20 protein-coding genes and 1 tRNA gene are annotated in these 25885 nt (G+C 61.5%); 6 read left to right on the top strand and 15 right to left on the bottom strand.

Annotated elements, in window-relative coordinates:
* Nucleotides 1–7: 7 nt before the first annotated feature.
* The 4 genes from IB285_RS11735 to trxA form a co-directional block, all read right to left on the bottom strand.
* Complete coding sequence (locus IB285_RS11735) at nucleotides 8–430, bottom strand: MAPEG family protein (RefSeq protein ID WP_190788342.1); 423 nt, start codon at nucleotides 428–430, stop codon at nucleotides 8–10.
* Nucleotides 427–1074, bottom strand: a complete 648-nt coding sequence (locus tag IB285_RS11730) for a TetR/AcrR family transcriptional regulator (RefSeq protein WP_190788341.1) — start codon at nucleotides 1072–1074, stop codon at nucleotides 427–429. The genes IB285_RS11735 and IB285_RS11730 overlap by 4 nt, the downstream gene beginning before the upstream one ends.
* Before the next feature lie 84 nt (nucleotides 1075–1158).
* Entirely contained in the window at nucleotides 1159–1770 is a 612-nt protein-coding gene (locus tag IB285_RS11725) for an LON peptidase substrate-binding domain-containing protein (RefSeq protein ID WP_190788340.1), read from the bottom strand.
* A gap of 17 nt (nucleotides 1771–1787) precedes the next feature.
* Nucleotides 1788–2717 (bottom strand): thioredoxin, encoded by a 930-nt coding sequence (gene trxA, locus IB285_RS11720; protein WP_190789097.1) that lies wholly within the window; start codon nucleotides 2715–2717, stop codon nucleotides 1788–1790.
* A 238-nt stretch (nucleotides 2718–2955) separates the two neighbouring features.
* Here trxA and IB285_RS11715 point away from each other — a divergent pair.
* A tRNA-Gly gene (locus IB285_RS11715) sits at nucleotides 2956–3030 on the top strand.
* A 78-nt stretch (nucleotides 3031–3108) separates the two neighbouring features.
* Here IB285_RS11715 and IB285_RS11710 read toward each other — a convergent pair.
* From IB285_RS11710 to IB285_RS11695, 4 genes are all read right to left on the bottom strand, one after another.
* Nucleotides 3109–3873 carry an SDR family NAD(P)-dependent oxidoreductase gene (locus tag IB285_RS11710; RefSeq protein ID WP_190788339.1) on the bottom strand — a complete coding sequence of 255 codons (765 nt, stop codon included), beginning with the start codon at nucleotides 3871–3873 and terminating at the stop codon, nucleotides 3109–3111.
* Between the two features lie 86 nt (nucleotides 3874–3959).
* Nucleotides 3960–6314 carry a TonB-dependent receptor gene (locus IB285_RS11705; RefSeq protein ID WP_190788338.1) on the bottom strand — a complete coding sequence of 785 codons (2355 nt, stop codon included), beginning with the start codon at nucleotides 6312–6314 and terminating at the stop codon, nucleotides 3960–3962.
* A gap of 147 nt (nucleotides 6315–6461) precedes the next feature.
* Nucleotides 6462–7544, bottom strand: a complete 1083-nt coding sequence (locus IB285_RS11700) for a YeiH family protein (RefSeq protein WP_190788337.1) — start codon at nucleotides 7542–7544, stop codon at nucleotides 6462–6464.
* Entirely contained in the window at nucleotides 7544–9247 is a 1704-nt protein-coding gene (locus tag IB285_RS11695; protein ID WP_328705886.1) for a solute:sodium symporter family transporter, read from the bottom strand. The genes IB285_RS11700 and IB285_RS11695 overlap by 1 nt, the downstream gene beginning before the upstream one ends.
* A 274-nt stretch (nucleotides 9248–9521) precedes the next feature.
* Here IB285_RS11695 and IB285_RS11690 point away from each other — a divergent pair, with 274 nt between their 5' ends.
* On the top strand, nucleotides 9522–11702 hold the full coding sequence (locus IB285_RS11690; protein WP_190788336.1) for a TonB-dependent receptor: 2181 nt from the start codon (nucleotides 9522–9524) through the stop codon (nucleotides 11700–11702).
* A 65-nt stretch (nucleotides 11703–11767) separates the two neighbouring features.
* Here IB285_RS11690 and IB285_RS11685 read toward each other — a convergent pair whose 3' ends face one another.
* Nucleotides 11768–12958: a saccharopine dehydrogenase family protein gene (locus tag IB285_RS11685; RefSeq protein WP_190788335.1), complete on the bottom strand. Its 1191-nt coding sequence runs from the start codon at nucleotides 12956–12958 to the stop codon at nucleotides 11768–11770.
* A 343-nt stretch (nucleotides 12959–13301) separates the two neighbouring features.
* On the opposite strand from IB285_RS11685, the gene IB285_RS11680 reads away from it, so the two are divergent.
* Together IB285_RS11680 and IB285_RS11675 are read left to right on the top strand one after the other, a co-directional pair.
* Entirely contained in the window at nucleotides 13302–14123 is an 822-nt protein-coding gene (locus tag IB285_RS11680; RefSeq protein WP_190788334.1) for a LytTR family DNA-binding domain-containing protein, read from the top strand.
* 126 nt (nucleotides 14124–14249) lie between these two features.
* Complete coding sequence (locus IB285_RS11675) at nucleotides 14250–14903, top strand: hypothetical protein (RefSeq protein WP_190788333.1); 654 nt, start codon at nucleotides 14250–14252, stop codon at nucleotides 14901–14903.
* 80 nt (nucleotides 14904–14983) lie between these two features.
* Here IB285_RS11675 and dcd read toward each other — a convergent pair whose 3' ends face one another.
* The 3 genes from dcd to putA form a co-directional block, all read right to left on the bottom strand.
* On the bottom strand, nucleotides 14984–15538 hold the full coding sequence (gene dcd / locus IB285_RS11670) for a dCTP deaminase (RefSeq protein WP_190788332.1): 555 nt from the start codon (nucleotides 15536–15538) through the stop codon (nucleotides 14984–14986).
* Between the two features lie 81 nt (nucleotides 15539–15619).
* Nucleotides 15620–16162, bottom strand: coding sequence for an MOSC domain-containing protein (locus IB285_RS11665; protein ID WP_190788331.1), 543 nt, complete (start codon nucleotides 16160–16162; stop codon nucleotides 15620–15622).
* An 83-nt stretch (nucleotides 16163–16245) separates the two neighbouring features.
* A complete protein-coding gene (putA, locus tag IB285_RS11660) occupies nucleotides 16246–19368 on the bottom strand; it encodes a bifunctional proline dehydrogenase/L-glutamate gamma-semialdehyde dehydrogenase PutA (protein ID WP_190789095.1) in 3123 nt (1040 codons plus the stop codon).
* Between the two features lie 164 nt (nucleotides 19369–19532).
* On the opposite strand from putA, the gene IB285_RS11655 reads away from it, so the two are divergent.
* Together IB285_RS11655 and IB285_RS11650 are read left to right on the top strand one after the other, a co-directional pair.
* Nucleotides 19533–20642 (top strand): CaiB/BaiF CoA transferase family protein, encoded by a 1110-nt coding sequence (locus tag IB285_RS11655; RefSeq protein WP_190788330.1) that lies wholly within the window; start codon nucleotides 19533–19535, stop codon nucleotides 20640–20642.
* Entirely contained in the window at nucleotides 20642–20947 is a 306-nt protein-coding gene (locus IB285_RS11650) for a YciI family protein (protein WP_234033138.1), read from the top strand. The genes IB285_RS11655 and IB285_RS11650 overlap by 1 nt, the downstream gene beginning before the upstream one ends.
* Here IB285_RS11650 and IB285_RS11645 read toward each other — a convergent pair.
* Genes IB285_RS11645 through IB285_RS11635 form a run of 3 tightly spaced genes read right to left on the bottom strand, consistent with a single transcriptional unit; the run spans nucleotide 20944 to nucleotide 25878 of the window.
* Nucleotides 20944–21921 (bottom strand): quinone oxidoreductase family protein, encoded by a 978-nt coding sequence (locus IB285_RS11645; protein WP_190788329.1) that lies wholly within the window; start codon nucleotides 21919–21921, stop codon nucleotides 20944–20946. The two genes, IB285_RS11650 and IB285_RS11645, sit on opposite strands and share 4 nt — an antisense overlap.
* Entirely contained in the window at nucleotides 21918–23816 is a 1899-nt protein-coding gene (locus IB285_RS11640) for a hydantoinase B/oxoprolinase family protein (RefSeq protein WP_190788328.1), read from the bottom strand. The genes IB285_RS11645 and IB285_RS11640 overlap by 4 nt, the downstream gene beginning before the upstream one ends.
* A 4-nt stretch (nucleotides 23817–23820) precedes the next feature.
* Nucleotides 23821–25878, bottom strand: coding sequence for a hydantoinase/oxoprolinase family protein (locus IB285_RS11635; protein ID WP_190788327.1), 2058 nt, complete (start codon nucleotides 25876–25878; stop codon nucleotides 23821–23823).
* Between the last annotated feature and the right edge of the window lie 7 nt (nucleotides 25879–25885).

The following is a 25885-nucleotide window of genomic DNA, read 5'->3' as shown; positions in this document are numbered from 1 at the left end:
AGCGCGCTTAGGCCAGAGCGCTCGCAATGCCGAACGCCGAACCGAGCGCCACGCCGAGAGTGCCGAAAGCGCCCATGGCGCGCATCCCCGCAAAGGCCTTCCTCGCGCCGGTAAGGTCATCGCCGTGCGATCCCGCAAGCGAAGAAAAACCAAAAGCGTGCAGCAGGCGTGCGACCGCGAATGCCAGGCACAGCACAAGCACGTAAGTCGTCTGCCCGACCAGCATCTCGAACAGGGCGATCACCACCAGAAACAGCCCGGAATTTTCCGCTAGATTGCCGTGGCGCCGAACCTTCCGTTCAAGATCGCGGTCCTCTCCGAGCCCGATGAACTGCCCCTTGGTCCGATGGAAACCTACGCTAAGCATCAGTGCGACCTGAAGGACTATAACGAACGCGCCGAGGGCAGCGGTGTATACGGGCAAGTTCATGAGCTGGGCTGCTCCTTGTTGAGTATCGGTTTGTCGGGAAATCCGATCAGCGCGAGTGAAGCGCGGCCTGCATCGAGAATACGCGAAGGATCGGATGCGACCCGGGCGGAGGCAAACGCGCCGTGGAGAAGCTGGGTAAGGGTTCGGCCTTGGGAGATGGCGTTGACCTCTCGGCCCAGGATCGCCGCAGCAGTCTCGGCGATGTCGCAAAGATAAGTCTCGACCTGGTCGAAAATGCGCTGCGCTTCCTCGCGGATCTCCGGCATGTCCTGCCCGAGTTCGAGCGCGAGCCCGACGATAGGACAGCCGTGAACATCTCCGCTTTCCTGCTGCATGCCGACATGCGCGCAGTAAACCATGCGGTAAATCGCGGCGAGGCGGTCCTGCGGCGCATCGAATGTTTCGAAATTGGCGACGAACACTTCGGCCAGTGTCATCTCGCCATTATAACGGATCACCGCGAGGGCGAGATCGCGCTTGTCGGCGAAATAGCGATAGACGGTCGCCTTATTCACTTCGGCCGCTTCGGCGACGAGATCGACCGAAACGCCGTGGAAGCTATGCCGCCAGAACAGGGCCGATGCCGAAGCGACAATATGCGCCCTGGTGCGTTCACCTTTGGTCGGGAAAGCCGCGATGTTCATAGGTAACTGGATAGTTACTTTTGGTCGCTGGGCAAAGCGCTCTCATGCGACAGATTGTCGCGCTCTCGTCTCAACGACGCGATGCTATTGCAGCGTCATTATTTCTTCGCCGCCATCACTGCGACCGAAGAATTGCATGAGTTGCACGAGCAATTCGCAGCGAGCCGACAGGTTCTCCGCTTCCAGCAGAGCCTGCTTCGATGCGGGATCGAACGGGGCGATCTGCGAGACACCGTTGATAAGGGATTGATCGTCGAGCCGCTCGACCGAATCCCAATCGACCGAATATCCCTGCCGATCGGCGAACTTGCGCGCCTCTGTCTCGAAGCCGCCGCGCTGGGCGTAGCTGAGCGTTTCATTCTCATCGTCTTCGATCAGCTCGCCCTCGACCTGGCGGAAGGCGGTCGCCACATCGAGTTCGCGGATGAGTTTGAACCGGCTCTGCCCTTCAAGAATGAGGTTATAGCGGCCATCGTCCATCGCCTCGATCTCGCCGATCCGGCCGACGCAGCCCACAGTATAAAGCGGCGCTCCTTCGACAGGCTTTTGCGGCTGGATCATCGCGATCTGGCGGTCGCGCACCAGCGAGTCCCCGATCAGCGCCTGATAGCGCGGCTCGAAGATATGGAGCGGCAATTGCAATCCGGGGAAAAGGACCGCGCCAGGCAAGGGAAAGATCGAGAGGCGGGTTTTCATGGTTTTGTTTCGCGAGCTCACCCGAACAGTATCTTCGACAGGCGGCGACGGGTCGCGACAACCCATTCATCCTCGAGCCCGACCGCCTCGAAAATCTGGAGAAGCTTGGCGCGCGCAGCGCCCTCGTTCCATTCGCGGTCTTCTTCGATCATCGAAAGCAAGGTGTCGGCGGCGGCATCGCGCTCGCCCGCTGCGAAGGCTGCTTCGGCATAGGCCAGCTTTGCATCCATACCGGCGCCGTCCGCTTCCGCTGCGGACTTGAGGCTGGCCAGTTCGCCGTCGTCGACCTGCGTCCCCGCGAGATCGAGCGCGCTCTTCGCCGCAGCGATTGCAGGGTCTCCGGCCAGTTTCGGGTTGGCCTCGATCGCTGACATGACTTGTTTTGCTTCATCGACCTGGTCGAGCTGCACCATTGCACGCACAAGACCCGCATGCGCAGCAGCGTGGTCGGGCGCGAATTCGGTCACCTGCGCGAAGATGCCTGCCGCGCGCTGGGCGTCGCTTTCGGACAAGGCATCCTCGCCCATCTTCACGAATTGTTCGATTTCTTCTGCCGATGGTCCTTGCTGGCCGTTTGCGCCAGCGTCGCCTGCTTCGATGGGGAGCTGCGAAAGCAATTGGTCGAGAACCTGTTTGAGCTGGGATTCGCTGCGAGCATTGGTCAAATCGGCAACCGGCTGACCCTGAAACATGGCGTAGACCGTAGGGATCGACTTGACCTGAAACTGGCTGGCGATGAACTGTTCTTCATCGACATTGAGCTTCGCGAGGACGACGCCCTTATCCGCATATTCGGCGGCGACTTTCTCAAGCATCGGGGCAAGCGCCTTGCACGGCCCGCACCATTCCGCCCAGAAATCCAGGATCACAAGCTTGGTCTGCGAGGGGTCGACGACCTCAGTGCGGAACCGCTCGACTGCCTTTTGCTCTTCGATATTCAGACCCATGCTGGCCAAGTGTTCGCTCCTGAAACTGATCTGTTGAGTTTACGCGTGCTCTATGTGGGGCGTTTCGGCCCGATTTGAAGCGCGCTTTTGCCGTGCCCGATTTGCTGACCTGTTGCCTTCGGGCGATCAAGGCAAATTTGCGTGAACTTTGGGCTTGCAGCGTCGGCGCACCGCTGTTAATTGCCCGCCTCCCCAGCAGATGGATTGGCTTTGGCCCGAATCTGCTGAGCGCCAGTGAGCGGGCGTAGCTCAGGGGTAGAGCACAACCTTGCCAAGGTTGGGGTCGGGCGTTCGAATCGCCTCGCCCGCTCCATTTTCATCACAAACGTGGAAACATCGATGAAGTGGCTGCGCGCCATCGCTTCTGTTTGCCATGCGCGCGTCTGCGCGCCTACATCGGGAAGATCGACTGTCCGCCATCGATGACGAGCGAATGGCCCGTCACCAGATTGCTCTGCTGCGAGGCCAGGAAAACCGCGACGCCTTCCATGTCCTCCAGCGTTCCGAGCTTTCCCGAAGGCGTTCGCCGCAAACAGGCATCGCGGAAGGCCTGCGGAGTGTTCAGCGACATTTCGGTTTCGATGAAACCGGGAAGGATGGCGTTTGCCTGGATTCCGGCAGGCGCAAGCTCGACCGCGAGGCTGCGAACGAGCCCTGAGACGGCGGCCTTGGTCGCTGAATACCCGCCGCCGGGTATGCCCATCAGCGCGGCAATGGAGGATGTCACGATCAGCTTGCCGCCGGTGCCCTGAGCGATAAATTGTTTGGCCGCCGCCTGAAAGGTCGACACCACGCTGTTTACATTGAGATCGGTGGTCGATTGCCAATCGGCGAGCGTGTGCTCTGTAAAGGGCTTGCGCACGCCCGATCCGCCGGCATTGGCAAAGCAGCTGTCGAGCCTGCCGAAGCGAGCGACGGTTTTCTCCATGGCCGAGACGACTTCGTCCGGTTTGGTGACATCGCAAGAGAAGTCGGCGGCTTTCACTCCCATCGCCTGCAATTCTTCAGCGGCGGCCAGATTGCGCTCTGGGTTGCGGCCCCAGATGGCAATGTCCGCGCCTGCTTTGGCGAGACCGCGTGCCATGCCAAGCCCGAGGCCGCCATTGCCTCCGGTCACAAGTGCTACGTGACCGCGCAGGTCGAAAAGTCCGCTCATGCTGCTGTCCCCCAAGGCGTCTTCGTCCAGTCAGTGGTGATGGTGAAACCCGGCCCGCATTTGCGAGGCGGACCGGGCTCGATTAGTCAGTATCCGACGCGCAAGGCCACGCCGTAGATCCGCGGGTCGATCAGGAAGGCGCTGCGGAAGCTGCCGACCAGGTTGGAGTTTACTTCTAGGAAAGTGATGTCGTCATTGTTGGTGACATTCTTGACGAAGCCCGTGAGGCTCCAGTCACGGTCCTTGAGCGCAACCTGCACCGATATATCGAGCTGTTCCCAGCCGTCCACGCGGTCAGCGGGCACATTGAATTCGCGGCTGAAGAAGCTGCTCTGGGAATAGAAATCCACACGCGGTCGGATCGTCCAGTTGTCGCCGCCGTCGAAGGTGTACTCGCCGGCCAGTTTGAGTGTGTAATCGGGCGCATTGGGCAGGTCGTTACCCTGCAGATCGAAGAATTGCCCGCCGCGCGATGGATCGGACGAATCGAACTGGCTGCGGATTTCGGTGTCGAGCAGGCCGAGAGCCCCTTCGAGACGCAGTCCGTCGACGGGTTCAGCGACAGTCTCGAGCTCGAAGCCCTGCACGCGCGAAGACGGAATGTTCACATTGGTCGCAAGCGTCCCGACGATGTTGCCGACGATCAGGTCGGAATAATCGTAACGGAAGATCGCAGCGTTCACCGTCACCCGGTTGTTCAGGAAAGTGTTCTTCGTGCCGAGCTCATAGCTGTCGATCGTTTCCGATTGGAAAGTCGGCGTGCCGAAATTGCCCGGGTTGAACCCGCCGGATTTGAAGCCGCGCGAGTACGTGAAGTAGATGTTGTTGTCGGGCGCGGGCTGCCAGCTGATGCTCGCCCGACCGGTCACATCGTTGAATGACGCCTCGTCGGAGAACGGCTCTCCAAGCGATACGAAGCCGCTCGCTGTGGTGATCGACTTGTCGTCATTGGTGTAACGAAGGCCGCCCAGAACGCTAAGCTCCGGCGTGATGTCGAAATAGACCTCGCCAAAAACTGCGGTGCTCTCCACGTCGGCGTCGTCGGTCTTGCCGCTCGTGGTGAAATCGCCGACCGTGCGCGTGACCGGGAGATAGGTGGTAACTTCGCCGGAGAAATCCGCCCACAGATAATAGCCGCCGACGATGAAGTTGAACGGCCCGTCGAAATCCGATGCGAGGCGCAATTCCTGGCTGAACTGTTCGCGCGTGCCGAATGCTTCCTGCGTGGTGATGTAATCGGTCGTCGTGACCGTCTCACCGCCAGCGCGGATGAGGTAGGTCAGCACTCCGTTTCCGTTGCCGTCATCGGTGATGGTCAGAGGGCCAAACGGCGTCAGGTAGTCTCCGGGTTCGAAGGCATTGGGACGGATGCCCTGGTCGAAATCGCGAAAGGATTCGCTGTTCCCGTCCCGGTAGCCAGTAACCGAAGTCAGGCGCAGATTGCCGATTTCCTGATTGATTTCGAGCGTGGCGAGGAAGTCCTCATTGTCCTGCAGCGGATCGGTATCGATGCGTACTTCGCGCAGATCGTCCGGGTTGTCGCCGAATGAGCCGACCCGCACGGCATTGCTGAGCAATCCGAAGTCGAGCGGGAAGAAGTTCGGGAACAGCGTATCGACTGTTTCCGAGGAGCAAACGAAGGTCGCGTCCGGCGTGCAAAGGCTCTTCACCGCATTGGCCCGATCGCTATCCTCGCTGAAATAGTTGAGCACGAGGTCGATCGTGGTGGTCGGTGTCGGTTCGAACCGTGTGCTCGATCGCAGGCTGAACTGATCGCGGCCATCGATCTGGCGACCGTTTTCAAGGTTCAGCGTGTAGCCGTCACGATTGAGCGTGTGGGCCGAGAAACGCTGGTACAGTCCGTCCGCTAGAGGAATATTGACCGCACCTTCCAGCCGCCGCCCGTCGAAATTTTCGAGCTGGACCTGCACGTAGCCTTCGAATTCATCGGTCGGGCGCTTGTTGACGATGTTTATGAGACCGCCAGTGGTGTTGCGTCCAAACAGCGTGCCTTGTGGACCGCGCAAGACCTCAATCCGTTCAAGGTCGAAGAATTCGCCGAAGGTGCTTCCCGCCTGCAGGAATACGCCGTTAATGAGAACGCCGATATTGGTGTCGGCGCTGCCGCCAAAAGACTGCGAACCGACACCGCGGATCGTCAGATTCCGGTTTGCCGACAGAATCACGTTCGGCGCATTGAACTGCAGATCCTGCGAGTTCTCGATACGCGCAGCGGCGAGCGTCTCGTCCGTGATCGCCGTGATCGAGATCGGAACGTCCTGGATGTCTTCTTCGCGCAGCTGCGCGGTCACGATGATGACGTTGTCGTCTTCGAAGTCGGTCGTCGCCGTTTCGGCATCCTGCGCGAATGCCGGTGTCGAAGCCAATGCCGCGCCGAGCGCGACGAGCGAGCACAAAGGTGCCCCGTGATTGAATTTCATGAAACCTCTCCCCTTCCGATCAGAGAAGTGACACGAATTGTACATATAGTCAATAAGAGGCAATGTTGGTGCAGAAAGCGGCGCGCAGATGTGGCTTTCGCGCCGCTTATTGCGGGCGTTGTCACTAAGCACGTCGAATGTCGGAGCTTAAAAAAGAGCGGGGATTAGCAGCAATGCTGCGAGCAGCGATGCGAGCGTCGCGAACGCGATCGGCACGATCGGCCGCCACCCTTGCACTAAGGCGATTCGAAGGTTTGCTCGCAAAACCGTCGCAATGATGCCTGCAAGGATCAGAACCTTGGCTACATCGAGCGCCGCCTCGCCGATCCATGGGGGCATGGTCGCTGCCGAATTAACGATAACCACCGCGATATATGCAATCACGAAAAGAGGCACTTGCAGGGCGCGTTTGGCCTCGCTCTGCTCGCCCCCTGCATTCCTGCTCACCCACGCCGCTATTCCGAACGCGATGGGCGCGAGCAGCATCACCCGCGTCATCTTGACCGCTGTCGTGGTTTGACCCGCACTATCCGAAATCCCGTAGCCCGCTCCTACAGCTTGAGCCACGTCGTGGATCGTCGCTCCGGTCAGGAAACCGGCTTCGATATCGGTGTAGGCGAGCGCGGCGGCGATAACGGGATAGGTGATCGCGGCCAGAGCGCTCGCCAGCAATATGCCGAGAATGATCGCAGCAAACTGGTCGGGCCCAACCTTGTTCTTGCCGATAAGGGCGTAGAGCAGCAGCGCTGCCGACGCCCCACAAATGGCCGTTGCCCCTCCGACGATAAGGCCGAACTCAGTCGAGAGCCGTGTCATACGGGCGGCAAGGATCGCGGCGCCCAACGCCGCAGTCATCACTGCCAGCAGGGCTAGCAATGCGCCCAGACCCAGAGCACCCAGAGACCCAAGCGAGACCTGAAAGCCGAGCAGCACGATGGCGAAGCGCAGCAGTGTGGAACTGCAAAACTCGAGCCCTGGCTTCGTCGACTGGACGTCGGAAAGGAAGTTCAGCGCGAAACCGACAAGCAGCCCGGCAAGCACGAGCGGCACAGAGTAATAATTCGAAAGCCAGCCAGCTGCGGCAGCTGCGGTCGCCACCAGAGCCAATCCGGGAAGCAGGGCAACCAGCCGAGGCTTCTCCGCGCTCGCGCCGTGCTGGTCCGCGATGTATATCTCGCCGTAGAGATCGCCCGCGGTAAAAACCGGATCGTGTTTGTGTGGCTTCGACATCATCCTGTTCCGGCTCGGCGGCTCGCGATCCCCCAGATCGCCAGGTTGACGATAACCAGAGCCGAGCCAAGCGCGTAAAACATGGTGCTGAAGCCGCCAGTCGATGCCAATGCCAGTGGCGAGAACAGCAGATACAGGCCAACGACACAGGAAAAGAGCGTGACCGCCAGCGGCTTTGCGAAGCGCCACTCGGTCAGGTCCACCTCATCGCGCGTGGTGAAGCGCCAGGCTTCCTTCAACGGCTTCCAATAGCCGACCGCCAGCATGATCGCGACTTCGGCCACGAACAGCAGCGCGTATTGGTGGATGAAGTGCAAAGTCACCACGTCGTCGAAAACGAAGCGCAGCAGACCGTAGGTCACGACATGGAAGACGATCACGATCTTCGCACCGAGCGCCGGAACGCGCGCCGTGAACAGGCCGACGATTACGATGGCGATGGTCGGGATGTTGTAGAAGCCGGTGAAGATGCGAATGACCTGCCACAGTCCGGCTTCGGCAAAATGGAGCAGGGGCGCGACAGTGAAGGAGAACAGCGCAATGACCACGCTGGCGATCTTGGCGATCCGCACCAGTGACTTGTCGTCGACCTTGCCGCCGCGTGCGGGCGCATAGACGTCGAGCGCAAACAGGGTCGCCGCGCTGTTGAGCAGTGAGTTGAACGAACTGAACACTGCGCCCAGCAGCACGGCGAGGAAGAACCCGGCGAGCCAGATCGGCAGCAGGTCGTTCGCGAGCCGGGGATAGGCTTGGTCGATGGTCGCAAAACCAGGACCGTAGAGATGGTAGGCGATGACCCCTGGGATCATCATCATGAAGGGCACCATGATCTTGAAGAACCCGGAGGCGAGCACGCCCTTCTGCCCTTCGGCGAGCGACTTTGCGCCTAGTGTGCGCTGGATCACGTACTGGTTGGTGCACCAGTAGAAGAGGTTGGCGAAGATCATGCCGGTGAAGATTGTGCCGAACGGCGTCGGATCAGTGCTCGATCCGATGGCATTGAGCTTTTCCGGGTGGTCGGTGGTGAGTGTGGCCAGCCCTCGCGCGAAGTCTCCTCCGCCCAGCGCGATCAGGCCGAGCACGGGGATCAGTATTCCGATGATCAGCAGCCCGATGCCGTTAATCGTGTCCGAGATCGCGACTGCCTTGAGCCCGCCTAGCACCGCGTAGATCGCGCCGGTCACGCCGATCACGATCACCGTGGTGATCAGCGCCGGGACATAGTCGAGGCCCGTCAGTCCCGGCACGTCGAACAGCTGCATGACCGCGATCGAGCCCGAATACAGCACGGACGGGATCGTCACGAGCCCGTAGCCGAGCATGAACAACACCACCGACATGCGGCGCACCCCGTCATCGAACCGGTCGGCGAGGAATTGCGGCAGGGTAGTGAAGGCGCCAGCGAGATAGCGCGGCAGGAATATGAGCGCCATCGCGATGGTCGCGACCGCCGCGGTCACCTCCCATGCCATGCTCGACATGTTGAAGCCGTAAGCCGACCCGTTGAGCCCGATTAGCTGTTCGGCCGACAGGTTGGTCAGCAGCAATGATCCGGCAATGAAGGTCGCACCAAGCCCGCGCCCGGCGAGGAAATAGCCGTCCCTGTCCTCCACCGTTCCGCGCGTCTTGTACCAGCTGACAAATCCGACGAGCCCCATGAAGAACACGCAGGATGCCAGCGTGAAGATGATGCTGCTTTGCACCCGTTGCCCCTCGTACCCTCGACCAAACGCCGCTGGGGTTGGCGTGAATTCGCAGGCTTGGCAAGGCAGGGGACGAAAGGAACACGTGGGGCGCAGCCTTACCTTGCACGGTCTGCGCGCCTCGGATTGCCCACCAAATGGTGCCTAATCGTCACAAAAACGCCCTTCGTCGAAGGGATTGCCAAATTATTCTCGGAGAGGGTTGCGAAACGAAATCATCCTGCTAGGCGAATGATACGTTATCACATACTCGGATCGACTGGACGGGGTCATCATGAAAATACTCACTTCTCGCATTGCGGTTGCGACCGCCATTTCCTTTGCTGTCGCGGCAAGCCCGGCGCTTGCGGAGACGGCGGAAGATACCGAAACCTCTGCTGAAGCCGACGAGCAGTCGGAGCGCCAGATCGCGCGAGAAGAGGCAGCCGCGGAGGATCCGCATTATCGCGGCGACATCCTTGTATCGGCTGACGGTCTGGAAGAACTGGACTTCATCGCCGGTCAGGACGTCATCGGGCTCGACGAAATACAGCGTGACCTCAGCGGTCAGATCGGCGAACTGCTGGTCAAAATCCCTGGCGTCTCGGCGACGAGCTTTGCGCCCGGATCTTCGCGTCCGATCCTACGCGGCCTCGATGCGGAGCGCGTCCGCGTCCTGATCGACGGCGTGGGGACTGCCGATGTCGGCAACACCTCTGCCGATCACGCAACCACGATCGATCCGCTTACGACCACGCGTGTGGAAGTTCTGCGCGGCCCGACGGCGCTTCTTTACGGCAGCCAGGCAATCGGCGGTGTGGTCAACGCCATCGACCGCCGCATCCCCATCGAAGTGCCGGAGAACGGCGTCCACTTCGACGCGCTCACCGCGTTCGACACAGTCAGCGACTTGCGGAGCGGTGGTGCGTCGATCGATGTCGCGGTCGGCGAGAGTGTGGTGTTCCACCTCGACGGCTCTTTCCGCGAAACCAACGACCTGGAAATCTCCGGCTTCCAGCTTTCGCCCGAGCTGCGCGCGGAATTGCTTGAGGAAGCGGCTGAAGAGGAAGCGGAAGGCGAATTCGAAGAGGCGGCCGAAATTCGCGAAGCGGCAGGCCAGACCGAATTCATCCCGAACAGCGCGACCGAAACCTGGACGGTAAACGGCGGCGTCGGGTTCTTCTTCGGAGATTCCAGCATTGGTGCTTCCGTTGGTTATTTCGACACCGATTACGGTGTCGTTGGCCGCCCAGGTGCCGAGCATGCCCACGGTGAGGAAGAGGGCGAAGAAGAAGAGGAAGAGGGCGAGGAAGAAGAAATCGTGACGATCGGGCTCGAGCAGCTGCGCGTCGATTTTCGCGGTGACTTCGGCCTCGGCGACGGCTTCCTGTCGCGCCTAAAGGTGCGCGGCGTCTATTCGGACTACGAGCACACCGAGTTTGAAGGGGCCGAAGTCGGCACAGTCTTCGACACCGAGACGGTCGAAATCCGCGCAGAGCTTCTGCAGCGCGAAGGCGGCGTCATCGGCGCGCAATTCGTCTCGCGGGATTTCGAAGCGGTCGGCGAGGAGGCTTTCGTTGCGCCAAATGAAACCACATCCTTCGCGATCTTCACCGCGCAGGAGCTTGATTTCGACGGTTTCCAGATCGAAGGTGCAGCACGGTACGAGAATGTGGACGTGGAATCCGACGTGTTCGGTGTGGATCGCAATTTCGACCTGTTCTCAGGCGCCCTTTCCTTCGTCGCCGTTCCCGGTGATGGAGATGTGCGACTGGGCGTAACCGGCTCACGTTCCGAGCGTGCCCCCGCAGGTGAAGAGCTGTTCTCCGACGGTCCGCACATCGCGACGCAGGCCTTTGAAATTGGCGACCCAACCTTCGATGAGGAAAGCGCATGGGGACTCGAAGCCTTCGCGCGCGGCAATATTGGCGCGGTACAATTCAGCGCATCGGTCTACGCACAATGGTTCGACGATTTCATCTTCCTCCAGCCCAACGGAGAGGAAGAGGATGATCTTCCGGTGTTCCTGTTCCTGCAGGACGATGCGAACTTCTTCGGTTTCGAAGGCCAGGTGACCTTCCCGCTTTTCCAGAGCGACACCTTCGGCCTCAACGCCGATCTTCGTGCCGAATATGTCGAGGCAGAACTCGACAATGACGACAATCTGCCGCGCATCCCGCCGCTCAGCCTACTGGGCGCGCTCGATGCGGAGTTCGGGCAGTTCGATGTGCGCGGCGAAGTGCAATGGTTCGCCGAGCAGGACGAGATCACCGACTTCGAAACCCCGACCGACGATTTCGCTTTCGTCAATCTCTACATTTCCTGGCGGCCGCTGGAGAACAACCAGAACGTCGTCCTGCAACTCGCTGGCGAAAACCTGTTCGACACGACCGGTCGGCGTCATTCGAGCTTTACCAAGGACTTCGTGCCGCTACCGGGCCAGAACATCCGGGCGAGTGTGCGCCTAAGCTTCTAAGCTTCCCAGAGAGAGGGCGGGGGCGGCCATCACCGTCCCCGCCTTTTCGTCCTATTGCGTGCCGATCAGTTCTCTGCCGCGAAGGTCAGCTCGGCGCGCTCTTCCAGCCGCTTCACTAGATCCTCACCCAGGAAGGACCCCGGCGTGCCGATCCCGCCAGGCGCATCGCTCTCGGTGAGCGCGATGGCCGTCTCCGCAATCATGCGGCTGGTCGAACCGTAGCCCGGATCGTACTTGCCCTTCACGCCGTAATGGAGCATCTGCCCGTCGGGCATTTCGCACACGAACAGCACATCGTAGAAGCCGTTCTCGCGCTCTTCCGCCGTTGGACCTTCGCCCGGCTTGGGCGGCTTTGCACCGAACGGGTTCTTCATCATCTCCGCCGCAGCTTCGGCCATCTTCTTGCCCGCTTCGCCGGGGCTGGTGAGCACCATTTCATCGTACTTGAAGTCCTCTCCATAGGGATGACCAAGCAGGAAGTTGGTGCGGTGGACGTTCTTCGTGTTGATGGGCGCCATCACGAACGGCGCGGCCCATTTGTCGATGTCCTTCTCGTATTTTGGCACCATGCCCGATGGCTGGTCCGGCCCCTCGAAACCGGGCGTCAAGGCGAAGGGATCGCGCAGCACATTGATCAGCTTGGGGTTCTTCGCCGCGGCCTTCATCGTCGCGCCAAGGCTCGCTGCCGTGCCGCCCGAGAACGTGCCCTGCATCGCGCGCACGCGCCCGCGAACGCGCGGTGCCGGTTTGCCGAAGCGTTTCTTCGCCTCCTTTTGCGCCATGAGAACACCGAGATCGAACGGGATGGAATCGAAGCCGCTCGAGAAGCAGATGCGCGCGCCGCTCTCCTTGGCGATGTCTTCCAGTTCCGCGATCTTCTCCGCCATCCAGGCGGGTTCGCCGGACAGGTCGGTGTAATCGGTGCCGGTGCGCGCACAGGCGGCGACCAGCTCGTCGCCGTAGAGCTGGTAGGGGCCGACCGTCGTGATCACGACCTTGGTGCGCTTGCACATCGCCTCGACCGCTTCGCGGCTGTCGGCATCGGCAACCACAAGCGGCGTATCGTCCGGCGCGCCGATCAGGGTGCGGACGTCTTCGAGCTTTGCCTGGTTGCGTCCGGCCATGGCCCATTTCGGCCCATCGGCCGTGCCCCCATATTCGCGTACGAAGTGCTCGGCGACGAGACGGCCGGTATAGCCGGTTGCGCCGTATACGATGATGTCGAATTCGCGGGTATCGTCATTATTGGCAGCCATTGGGGATCTCCTTCATGAACGCCATGCGCGTGTAGCAGGCATGTGTCAAAGGCCGATCCAGCGTACGGGCAAGCACTCGGTTCGTCGCAGGTGAGAGGCACATGGACCGCCTGTTACACGGCCCTGGAGAGGAAAATCCTGAGGGGCGGTGGTTTCGCGGGGACGGGGTATCCAGGCAGGCGGAACGAGAGATCGGATGAGCGTGCGTCATGCCCGAACCCTAGCGTTTCCCTGCCGCGTAGGAAAACGGCGAATGCCGCTTTGGGGGTGGGGAGGCGGAAGTTCCGCTCTTAAGGAAGCCGGACGCCTATTCAACATCGGCTTTCTGAGATAGTCTTGCTTTATGTTCGCTACTGCGACCTCGCGCCGTTACTCGATTGCTCTGGTCGGCCTTTTTGTTGGTTTGGCGCTCGTTTACGCGGGGCAATGCTGGCTGTCGGCGACGGCAGCAGGACTATCAGTCGGCCCGAAAGCACCCTTTCGCTGGGGTCTGATTGCAGGCCTTTTGACGACGATCGTGATTGTAATTGGGTATAGGCAAAGGCGCCGGCTTTCATCAATGACCGCGGATTGCGGCTCGCAGTTCGTTGCAGCGGTTTTCATTTTTTCGACCACAATAGTTGGATATGCCGCCGCACATCTTTTGGCGGCCGCGCCCGGGACGACGTCTGATGCCCTTCGGCTCATCACCTACGGGTCGATTGACCGCTGGCCGGTAGCCGCGCTTGCTGCTGCGGTTGCGCTCCTACTCGTGCGCGTCCACGCAATGAGCGTTGAGCCCAGCATTGATGCTGCCGCGCGAGAGGCCTCGCCCTGGATCACCTTTCCGAGTGAGCCTAAGCTCCGGCTGCACGTGAACGATCTGATTTGCGTAAGATCCGCGGGCAATTACTGCGAAGTCAGAAGCGTATCGCGCGCCTATCTTGTGCGCGCTACCATGCGGCAGATTGCAGAGATGCTTGTCCCATTCGGGTTTGTGCAGGTTCACAGAAGCGCGATCGTGAACGCAGCACGAGTTTGCTCGGTAGAGCGGCAGGGAAAATCGGGTGCTATTGCCATTACGCTCGATACTGGAGAGCGGCTGCCCCTATCGCTCAAACGCTTAGGGCAACTTGATGACGCGCTAAGTAGGGTTTCATCACAGATGGGGCTCTTTCGTCCCTAAAGCTTAGCTCAAGCTCCACTCGCACGTCATGACTTAGAGATGACCGTTAACCGAACCTCCGGCGGCGCTCTCGCACCTACGTGGCCTTCTCGTCTAGCCTCGCTGCGAGTTGCCGCCATCTGAGCCTTGCTTTCGGCCGTAACGACGGTTTTGCTCTGGTGGCTGCCGCAAAACTACTCCTCTCCGGCAAGCTTCGAAGCTGGCGTAGCACTTGCGGCAAACCCGGCATATCTCGCTCGCCTATGGGTCAACTTCCTCCACGTTTTCATCGCGCTCGTGGCTTATGGGGGGCTCGCCGCAGTGCTGGCTCGCCGGGCACCCGCCCTGGCATGGACGGGACTGGTGGCGATGGCCTTCTGGGCGTTTGCCGAAGCGCTTGGCCTTTCAATCAATATCTGGGCTCAGAACGGTGCATGGCGTTCTGGCTATGCGGCTGCCGATCCGGCAACCCGTGACCTGATTCGCAATGCGGTGTTCGTCTATCAAGGAATCTGGAATGGCGTTTTCTTTGTTGTACTCGTCTGCTTTGCACTAGGCAGCTCAGCCTTGGGTCTAGCCTGTTGGGCGCCGGCGCTATCCGACCGAATTCTATCGACGCTCTTGCTGCTGGCCGTGCCGCTCACCCTCGTCATCACGGTGGATGGTTATTTCGGTGCACGTCTGGGAATTTGGATCGACTGGTCCTACCCGATACTGCAACCTGTGAGTCATACTGCGATGGCAGCTTGGCTTTGGCACGCGGCAGTTAATCCCGGCCTTGACGGAAGGCAGCTCGTATAAGTCATCTCTGACGACGGCATCGGCCGGAGGCGGGGCGGCAAGCTCACAAAAGGCACTGCTCAACCAGTGACGCTTGGCCTTTACAACCGCGGCAACGTCACACCCTTCTGGCCCATATATTTGCCGGCGCGGTCCTTGTAGCTCGTTTCGCAGCGCTCGTTCCCTTTGAGGAACAGGAACTGGCAGGCGCCTTCATTGGCGTAGATTTTCGCAGGCAGCGGGGTGGTGTTGGAAAACTCAAGCGTGACGTGGCCTTCCCACCCCGGTTCCAGCGGGGTCACGTTCACGATGATCCCGCAGCGCGCATAGGTGCTCTTGCCGAGGCAGATCACCAGCACGTCTTCAGGCACGCGGAAATATTCTACTGTGCGGGCGAGCGCGAAGGAATTGGGCGGGATGATGCAGACATCGGTTTCCCGGTCGACGAGACTTTCTGCATCGAACGACTTGGGATCAACCGTCGCCGAATTCACATTGGTGAAGATCTTGAATTCGGGCGCAACCCGCGCGTCATAGCCGTAGGAGCTGAGGCCGTAGGAGATCACACCCTCACGCCGCTGCGCCTCCACGAACGGCTCGATCATGCCGTGCGTCTGCGCCTGTTCCCGAATCCACTTGTCTGAAAGAATCGCCATGGAGAAGTGATTCCCGATTGTGGGGAGAGCGGCAAGCGGCGGCGAGGTTTTAGGTGTGGGAGTCTTGGGTGGGAGCCTTCCTCAAACCCTCTCAAGCGGATGAAAGGGCGGATCTGGCAATATCGCCATGATCGTGTCGCCGGCCTCAATCGGTCCTCCCTCGATCACGGTGGTCATGATACCGGATTTGCGGATCAACTCGCCATTGGGACCCTTATCCAGAACGGCCGCAAGCAGCCCCTTCTGAAACGACTCTATCTGTGCGCAAGGATTGCGCAGACCGGTGACACGCAGGCGAACGTTCGACCCAATTTCCAGAATGGTATCCCGAGGGAGCGCGAGAAGATCGATTCCCTCTGTGGTTATGTTCTCTCCCAAATCGGCTGGCCTAACGTCGAAGCCTTTCTCTTTTAGTTCTGAAAACAACTCCGAATGAATGAGGTGCACCTGGCGAAGATTTGGCTGCGTCGGATCAGCCTTGACCCTAGACCGGTGCTTCACTTTGACGCCGTTATGCGCATCGCCTTCGACGCCCAGCCCGGCGATGATATGGATTTGCTGCACAACCAGCTTCGAGAATCTGTGGTCTGCGTCTCTGGCGACCGCTATCACTCTGCCCGGCATGGACTGATTATCTCCCGTTTTTTCCAAGGGCCGCAATCGAGCCATTGACGTACACCGTCCAGAGCCGCGTCCCACCTTTTCGGTCAGCTCGCCAGCAGACTTGCGTTTCCTCCCGCAGCGGTCGTGTCGATGCAGGTCACGCGCTCGGTCGCGAAGCGCGCGAGGTAGTGCGGGCCGCCTGCCTTGGGGCCGGTGCCCGACAGGCCTTCGCCGCCGAAGGGCTGGCTTTCCACGATGGCCCCGATCTGATTGCGGTTGACGTAGAAGTTTCCGACCTTCGCCCGCGCCTGGACGAAGCGGCGCGTGGCCGCGATCCGGCTGTGCAGCCCCAAGGTGAGCCCGTACCCGGTCGCGTTGATATCGGCGATCACTTGCCCGAGATCCTCTGCAGCGTAGCGGACTACATGCAGCACCGGCCCGAAGTTCTCGCGCTTGAGATCGAGGATCGAATCTAGTTCGATGATCGTCGGCGCGACGAAACAGCCTTTGGCTGTCGAAGGGTCGAGATCGAGCCTCCAGACTGTGCGATCGTTCTGCTGGCGGCGCGCGACGTGGCGTTCCAGAGCGGCCTGCGCGTCGGGATCGATCACCGGGCCGACATCGGTTGAGAGCAGCGCTGGGTCGCCGACATGCAGCGCCTCAAACCCGCCGCGGATCATCTCCAGCATCTCGTCCGCGACATCGTCCTGCAGGTAAAGCACGCGCAGCGCCGAGCAGCGCTGGCCTGCGCTCTGGAACGCGCTCGCAAGAACGTCGCGCACGACCTGTTCGGGCAGCGCGGAGGAATCGACGATCATCGCGTTTTGCCCGCCGGTCTCCGCGATAAGGGTGGCAATCGGCCCGTCGCGCCCCGCAAGCGCCTGATTGATCAGCCGCGCGGTTTCGGTCGATCCGGTGAAGGCGACCCCGGCAAGGCGCGGATCGGCGGTGATCAGCTGGCCGACTTCGCCCGCGCCGGGCAGCAATTGCAGCGCCTCGGGCGGGATGCCAGCCTCATGGCACAGCTTCACCGCGAGCGCGGCGATCAGCGGCGTCTGCTCGGCAGGCTTGGCGATGACGGCATTGCCGGCGGCCAGCGCAGCCGAGGCCATTCCGGTGAAGATTGCGAGCGGGAAATTCCAGGGCGATATCGTCGCGAACACACCGCGGCCATGCATGCACAAAGTGTTCTCTTCGCCGGTCGGGCCGGGGAGGGTAAGCGGGTGTTCGAACTGACGCCGCGCCTCAGAGGCGTAATAGCGGAGGAAATCCACCGCCTCGCGCACCTCGGCAACCCCATCGAGCAGGGTCTTTCCCGCCTCGCGCTGGCACAGGGAGAGAAACTCGTCGGTGTGGTCCTCGAACAGCTTGGCGGCTTCTTCGAGCAGGAGCGCGCGCTTCTCTCCGCCCAAAGCGTCCCATCCCGGCTGGATCAGCTCGGCGCGGGCGAAGGCGGCGTCCACTTCCTGTTCGGTCGCATCGCGCCGCGTGCCGACCGTCGATGTGAGATCGTGCGGCATGGTGATCGGCGCGGTTTCGCCCTCCTCTTCGCCGAGGAAAGTCGGTTCGGCACGCCACGGGGTTTCGGCAAGCTCTGCAAGGCGTGCCTGCAAGGGGCCGATCACCAGCGGATCGGACAGATCGACCCCGGCGCTGTTGAGGCGCTCACCCAGGATATCGCGGGGCAGCGGAATTGCAGGATTGCGGCGGGGGTCGAACGCGGCGAGCTCGCCCACAGGATCGCCGACGAGTTCCTCTGCCGGAATGTCGGCATCGCCCATCCTGTTCACGAAGCTGGTATTGGCTCCGTTTTCGAGCAGGCGGCGCACGAGATAGGCGAGCAATTCCTTATGCCCGCCAACGGGCGCGTAAATGCGAACAGGCGTGGGATCATTGCCCTCCAGCTTGCGCAGCGCATCGTATACTTCCTCGCCCATGCCGTGGAGGCGCTGGAACTCGAAGAACCGCCCCTCACTCATCTCCTTCACTGCCGCAACGGTGTAGGCGTTGTGCGTGGCGAAGGCGGGGCGGATCACGTCGTCGTGTTCGAACAGGCGCGTGGCGCAGGCGAGGTAGGAGACATCGGTCGCGATCTTGCGGGTGAAGACCGGGTAATCGGTGTAGCCGCCGACCTGGCTGATCTTGATCTCGCTGTCCCAATACGCGCCTTTTACGAGCCGCACGAACAGTTTGCGTCCGTGACGGCGCGCGAGTTTTGCCGTCCAGTCGCACAGCGGCACGCCGCGCTTCTGATAGGCTTGGATGGCGAGGCCGAACCCTTCCCAGCGCGATCCGTCCGGGCGGATGAAGATCTCATCGTCGGAAACGAGATCTTCGATAATGTCGAGCGACACTTCGAGCCGCTCTGCCTCTTCGGCATCGAGGGTGAAATGGATGTTCGCATCCCGCGCTTTCAGCGCCAGCCGCTTGACGATCGGCACGATATCGCGCCGCGCCTCATCCGCGTGGAAATGCGTGTATTTCGGATGCAGCGCGGAGAGCTTCACCGAGATGCCGGGCGAAGGTCCGATGCCGCCGTCAGCCTCCCGCGCCAGTCGGTCAAGCGCGCCTTCATAGGCGTCTGCATAACGCTGCGCATCGGCGAAGGTCATCGCTGCCTCGCCGAGCATATCGAATGAATGGGTGAGGCCTTTCGCACGCTCGGGCTTTGCGCGTTTCAGCGCTTCACCGATATTGCGCCCGAATACGAACTGCCCGCCAAGGATGCGCATGGCCTGCAAAGTGGCCTTGCGGATCACCGGTTCGCCCAGCCGGTTCATGGTCCCCTTGAGCACGCGGCCCATGCCTTTCTGATGCGCTTCGGGTTGTTCGAGCACCTCACCCGTCAGCATCAGGGAGAACGTCGCGGCGTTTACGAAAGTCGATGAGCTTTCGCCGAGATGGTCGCTCCACTCGATCTCGCCGATCTTGTCGCGGATCAGCGCGTCGGCGGTGTCTTCGTCCGGCACGCGCAGCAACGCCTCGGCCAGACACATGAGAGCGATGCCCTCTTCGGTATCGAGCCCGTATTGCTGCAGAAACGCATCGATGCCGCTCGCCTTTTGCGCCCGCGCGCCTTCGATGAGATCGATTGCGAGGCTTGCCGCTGCATCCTTCACCTTGCGTGCCGGGGCGGCCTGTTCGATCCGCTGGGCGATGCACGCTTCCTCTTCCGCGCGGTAAGCGCGGCGCAATTCGGATCGATCGAGGTAATGGGCTGAATTCATGGGCAGGCTGCTGGTCGTCACGTGGCGGTTTTCTCTTTCCTCATTCGCGCCGCTAGCGGCGACTCGGGATGGGGAGGGACTTGGACCCAGCCGCTTTCGACTTCAAGAAAAGTCGCTCTTTGTGCAGGTTGAACAGCCCTGCAAATTCACGCTACGGCATGGGGATGAGCAAGCTTGAAGGCATCCGGGTAATCGACCTGACGCAGTTCCTGCCCGGCCCGATGATGACCGTAATGATGGCCGATCAGGGGGCGGAGATCATCAAGGTCGAACCGGTGGGCGGCGATCCGGCGCGCGAACAGGGGCCGTTCGATAGCTATGGCGGCACCCAGCATTCCGTCTGGTTCGCCAATCTCAATCGCGGCAAGAAAAGCGTGACTCTCGATTTGAAGAGCGAGGGCGGCAAGCAGGCGCTACGCGAGCTGATCGAGACTGCCGATGTCTTCGTTGAAGGCTTCAGACCCGGCGTGATGAAGCGGCTGGGCTTCGATTACGACCGCGTGAAATCGATCAAGCCCGATATCGTCTACTGTTCGATCTCCGCCTTCGGACAGGAGGGCGCACTGGCGCATCATCCTGCGCATGACATGGCGGTGCAGGCGCTCGCCGGGTTTCTCAGCGTGAATGACGGACCGGACGGCGCGCCGGTCGTCCCCGGCGTGGCGAACAGCGACATGGCCGCCGGTCTCACATCGCTTTCGGCAGTGCTGATGGCGCTGATCGGACGCGAGCGAACGGGCGAAGGTGCGTATGTGGACTGCGCGATGTTCGACAGCCTGCTGCCATGGTGCGCGCACACGGCGAGCAGCGCGATTGCAGGCGGGCCAAGCCCGGTTTCGAGCACGCAGCGATCGCTCGGCGGGGCGGCGTTCTATCAGGTCTATCAAACGAAAGACGCAAAGCATGTTGTGCTCGGCGGGCGGGAGATGAAATTCGCGCGCAACCTGCTGACCGAGCTGGGGCGCGAAGACCTAATCCCGGTCGCAGAAGCACCCGCCGGCGAGCAGGGCGTGCTGATCGATTTCCTGCGCGACACTTTCCGGCGCAAGACGCGCGATGAGTGGACCGAATGGTTCGAAGAACTCGACGTCGCTTTTTCGCCTGTGCTCGATTTCCGGGAGGCTCTGGATGAACCGCACGTGGCACAGCGCGGGCTCTGGGTCGCGGCTGAAGACGGAGGCAAGCACATCGCTCCTTCAATACGCTTTGCTGGCGAGGACTGGACGCCCGCTCCCGTGCCGCAGCTTGGTGCCGACAACCGGGGCGAAGACTGATGGCGCTGTTCTGCTTTCACTGCCGCGATGGCGAGTTCGGCGAACGTCTGCGCGGTCTCCACCGCGAAGCGCACCTCGCGCATGTCGCCGCCAATGCAGAGGATTACGCGGTCGCCGGGCCGCTCAAGCAGGATGGCAAGACGATCGGATCGCTGCTCGTCATAAAGGCCGAAGATGAGCAGGCCGCACGGGCCAAGCTTGAAGCCGATCCCTATTTCTCGGCCGGCGTATGGCAGGCGATCCGGGTGAACCTTTTCGAGCCGCTGCTCGGCGACTGGGCCGGGCCTGATGCGGGCGAGACCTAGGGGATCAGAACGGTCGATCCAGTCGTCCGGCGCGCCTCAAGATCGCGGTGCGCCTGCGCCGCTTCGACAAGCGGGTAGGTCTGTCCGACGGTGATCTTGACCTTTCCGCTGCCGATCATGTCCCACACCCGCGCCATTCCCGCTTCGCGGTCTTCGGGCGTGGCATAGTAATGGAACAGGGTCGGGCGGGTCACGAACAGCGATCCCTTTTGCGCAAGGATGCCGAGGTTCACGCCATCGACCGGGCCGCTGGCATTGCCGAAACTGACGAGGAGACCGCGGGGCGCCATACTGTCGAGTGAGGCTTCGAACGTGTCCTTACCCACCCCATCGAAGACGGTCGGCACGCCTGCACCCTCGGTCAATTCGCGGACTTTCGGCGCGATGTCTTCGCGGTCGTAGCGGATCACGTGATCGCACCCGGCCTCGCGCGCCAAAGCCTCTTTCTCTTCCGAGGAGACGGTGCCGATGACGGTGACGCCGAGCGCTTTCAGCCATTGCACCATGATGAGGCCGACGCCGCCCGCAGCCGCATGGACGAGCACCGTATCGCCTGCCTGCACATCGGCGCAGCGTTCGACCAGTCCTTCGGTCGTGGCGGCTTTCAGGATGGCGGCAGCGGCGATCTCATCCGAGATTCCGTCTGGCACCTTGAACAGCGCAGAGGCGGGCATGATCCGGTGCGTTGCATAAGCGCCAAAGCCCGGCCCCATATAGGCGACGCGCTCGCCGACCGCGTAATCGCTCACCCCGTCGCCCAGCGCACTGATCGTGCCCGCTGCCTCAAGGCCGAGGCCGCTCGGCAGCTCGACGGGATAAAGCCCGGTGCGGTGATAGGTGTCGATGAAGTTCAGACCGATCGCGCTCTGATCGATCAGCACTTCGCCCGGTCCGGGCGTGGGCACATCGCCCACTTTCCAGTCGATCACCTCCGGCCCGCCATGCGTGCCGATAAAGGCGCGTTTCCAGCTCATTCGGCGGCTTCTGCGAACTGCGGATGTTCGCCCCATTCGGGCTGGATCGGCGCGGGAAGGCCGGTCTCCTCCTCGCAATTGGCGCGAAGCTCCTCGATGCTCGGCCCGTAATCGAAGAGTGGCAGATCGCCCCGCGCGTTCTTCATGTCCTTGCGCAAGGCGTCTGTGGCCTCGGTGTCCACAATGCCCTTGTCGTCGGCGACGACGCCGTAGGCTCGCGCCCCCTCGGAAGTGACGAGACCCTGGCGTATCTCGAGGCCGACCAGATCGGGATCGCGCTCCAGCGGGTCTCCCCAGCCTCCGCCGCCCCAAGTGATGAAGTGGAGCAATTCGCCGGCCTTGACCGCCACATCCTCGATCTTGTTGCCGACGATTTCGGTCGTGCTGTCCTCGCGCTCGAGGACTTTCTTCGCCCGCGCGCCGGGATGGCCGCCATTGACGCCCCAGGGCGGAACGAACCAACGATCGTCATGGATTGCAATCTCACCGTCCGCGAGGAAGCGGTATGTCATGTGGATGCCATTGCCGCCGCGGTGCAGGCCCGCGCCGCCGCTGTCGGGTTCGGTCGAATAGCGTTCGATCCGCAGGGGGAAGTACCGCTCGAGGAACTCGTTCGGCACATTGGTGAAGCCCGGCCAGAGCGAATGCCCGTCCGGCCCGTCACCCAGCGGCCTGCCGGGAATTCCGCCAAAGCCGATCTGGAACAGCTGGAACCAGTCGCGCTTGCCCGGCTCACGCGTATCCCAGCCCGAATAGAACAGGTGCGGCGAGGACGAGAAACCGGCGGCATTGAGGAATTCAGGCGTGCCCTGACCCAGCAACCCGCCAAGAATATCGAAGATCCGCCCCAGCGCGTGGGTGCGGCCTGAAAGCGCAGCGGGAAATTGCGGCTTCAGCAGCGATCCTTCAGGAATGCGCACTTCGATGAGATCGTAGAACCCGTCATTGAACAGGATCTGCGGGTCGAAGACCATGATCATGTAGATGCCGAAAAACATCTTGAACATGTTCTCGTTGAGCAGGAAATTGATCGAGGCGGCGCTTTGCGGGTCGGTGCCTTCGAAATCGAGGATGACCTTGTCGCCCTCGCGCCACATCGTGCATTTCATCTTGTATGGCCCGTAGCCCTTGCCGTCATCGCACAGGTAATCCTCGAAGCTGACCGGCTTCTCACCGACAGCCTGCGACAGCAGCGCCTTCATCGCGCGGTGGTTGCGGGCGAGAAGTTCCTGCGTGGCGGAGACATAGACATCGTCTCCGAACCGTTCTGCCATTTCGATCACCCGCTTCGACGCGACGCGGCACGATGCGATCAGCGCGTTGAGATCGGCGGCGCACCAGTCCGGCTTTCTCGTCTGGTGCATGACGAGCTTCATCAGGTCGTCATTGTATTCGCCCTTTTTCCAGATCTTCACAGGCGGGATGCGGACGCCCTCCTCGAAAATGCTGGAAGCGCCGATGGGCATCGATCCGGGCACCGATCCGCCGATGTCCGATTGGTGGCCGAACATGGCTGTGTAGGCGATCAGGCGGCCATCCTTGAAAACCGGGAGCAGCACCAGCCAATCATTGGAATGGCTGACCGCTCCGTCGCAGGAATAGGGGTCTGACAGGAAGATCATGTCGCCGTCTTCCAGCGTATCGTCGTACCCTTTCAGGAAGCCGTCGATGAAGCTGCCGAACTGGCCGACGATCATCTTGCCGGAAGGATCGGCGATTAACGGGAAGGCATCGCCCTGTTCCCGAATGCCGGGGCTCATGGCGGTGCGCACGAGCGTGGCGTCCATTTCGATCCGGGCATTGCGCAGCGCGTTCTCGATAATGTCGAGCGTCACTGGGTCGATATCGATCTTGTCGAACGGCGTGTCGTTGGTTTCGATGATTTGTGCAGGCATCGGATCAGCCCTCGCTCGTCAGGTTGATAAGGATATTGCCGACCGCATCGACGGTGGCGGTGCAGCCGGTTTCGACCAATGTGGTGGAGTCCATCTCGGTGATGATGGCCGGGCCGGGGATGGTATCGCCCTGCCTGAGCTTCGACCGGTCGTAGATCGCGCCGTCCTGCTCCTTCCCGTCCATCCAGAGCTTGTGATCGCGGATTTTCGCTGCCGAGGGATCACCATCGCCTTTCGGCAATTCGTTCGCGGGCAGGGCGGGCGCTTCACCCAGCGCGACCGCGCGCAGGTTCACGATTTCGTGCGGCGTATCCATGTTGAAGGTGAACAGCCGCAAGTGCTCCTCATCGAAGCGGGCAAGGATGCCCTCGATACCGTCCGCATCAAGCACCTGCTTGTCGATCGTTAGCGGGACTTCGAAAGCCTGCCCGGCATAGCGCACGTCGACTTCGAACTGCACGACGATCTGGTCTTCGGGAACGCCATCGGCCAGCAGCTCGCCGCGCGTCTGCTTTGCCATTTCGTCGAGCACAGCCTGAAGGTCCGCGATCGAGGTGTCGCGCGCGAGCTTCGAAAAGCTGCGCGCCGTCTCGGTCCGCATCTGCGTCGTCGCATCGCCGAGCGCGCAAAGCACGCCGGGGGAAACGGGCGAGACCGCAGGCCAGCTACCCATCAGCCGCGCGACGGCGTTGACATGGAGCGGGCCCGCGCCGCCAAAGCCCATCAGCGCGAATTCGCGCGGGTCGTAGCCTTGCTGGACGCTGATCATCCGCAGCGCGCCGAACATGTTCTCGTTGACGATATCGATGATCCCGCGCGCCGCTTCCATCAGGCTGACGCCCAGCGCATCGGCAATGGTCTGCACCGCCGCCTTGGCACCGTCGCGGTCGAGCTGAAAACTTCCGCCGAGCAGGTCCTCGGGCAGATAGCCGAGCACCACGTTCGCATCCGTCACGGTCGGCAATTCGCCGCCCTTGTTGTAAGCTACCGGGCCGGGAACAGCGCCTGCGCTTTCCGGGCCGACGCGCAGCGCCTTGGTAAGCTCGGGAACGTGCGCGATCGAACCGCCGCCTGCGCCCACCGTTTTGACATCGAGCGCAGAGGCGCGGACCGACAGGTGGCCGACATCGGTTGTGCGCACGCGCCTTGCTTCCAGTCCTTCGATCAGCGCAACGTCGGTCGATGTGCCGCCGACATCGAGGGTCAGGATGTTCGAAAGGCCTGCGTTCTTGCCGACCCATTTCGCGCCGGTGACGCCGCCTGCCGGTCCGGACATCAGGATATTGACGGGATGCTCCTCGGCCTTCTGGCTGCTCATCAACCCGCCATCGGAGCGTAGCAGCGAGAGCCGCCCTTCCAGCCCCTCATCCTCCAGCTTGTCGCGCAGGTTGGAGACGTATTTGCTAACGACGGGACGCACGGCTGCGTTGGCCACGGTGGAAAGCGTGCGCTCATATTCCTGCATCTCGGGCAGCACTTCATGGCTGAGCGAAACGGGTACACCGGGCAGTTCTTCGGCGGCGATTTCGCCGATGCGGGTTTCGTGCGCGCCGTTGACGTAAGCGTTGATGAGGCTGACGGTCAGTGCCTCGATACCCTGATCCTTCAATTGGCGAAGCGCAGCGCGCACCGCGTCCTCATCCAGCGGGCGTACCTCTTCGCCATCGGCACCCATCCGGCCCGGCACTTCCAGAGTGTCTTCGAGATGGGCGAGCGGCTGCGGCTTGGGCCAGACGATCCATGCGGCCAGACCGCCCGGCACGAAGCTGCGGGCGATCTGCATGATGTCGCGGTACCCCTCGGTCGTGATCAGGCCGACTTTCGCGCCTTTCCCCTCCAGCACGGCGTTCGTTGCAACCGTGGTGCCGTGGAGGAAATAGGCGATGTCCTTCGCCGAAACGCCCGCCTCTTCGGTGATCGCCTTCACCCCGTTGAGGATACCCTCGGAGCTATCATGCGGGGTCGATGGCGTCTTGTGCCGCCAGAACTTGCCGTTCTCCTCGTCGAACAGGAGCAGATCGGTAAATGTGCCGCCGACATCGACGCCCAGCCTGTAAGTCATAAAGTCA

Source organism: Erythrobacter rubeus, assembly GCF_014705715.1.
In the GTDB taxonomy this organism is placed as follows: domain Bacteria; phylum Pseudomonadota; class Alphaproteobacteria; order Sphingomonadales; family Sphingomonadaceae; genus Erythrobacter; species Erythrobacter rubeus.
The sequence above is the reverse complement of the archived record's forward strand: the minus strand, read 5'-3'. Positions and strand labels throughout refer to the sequence as shown.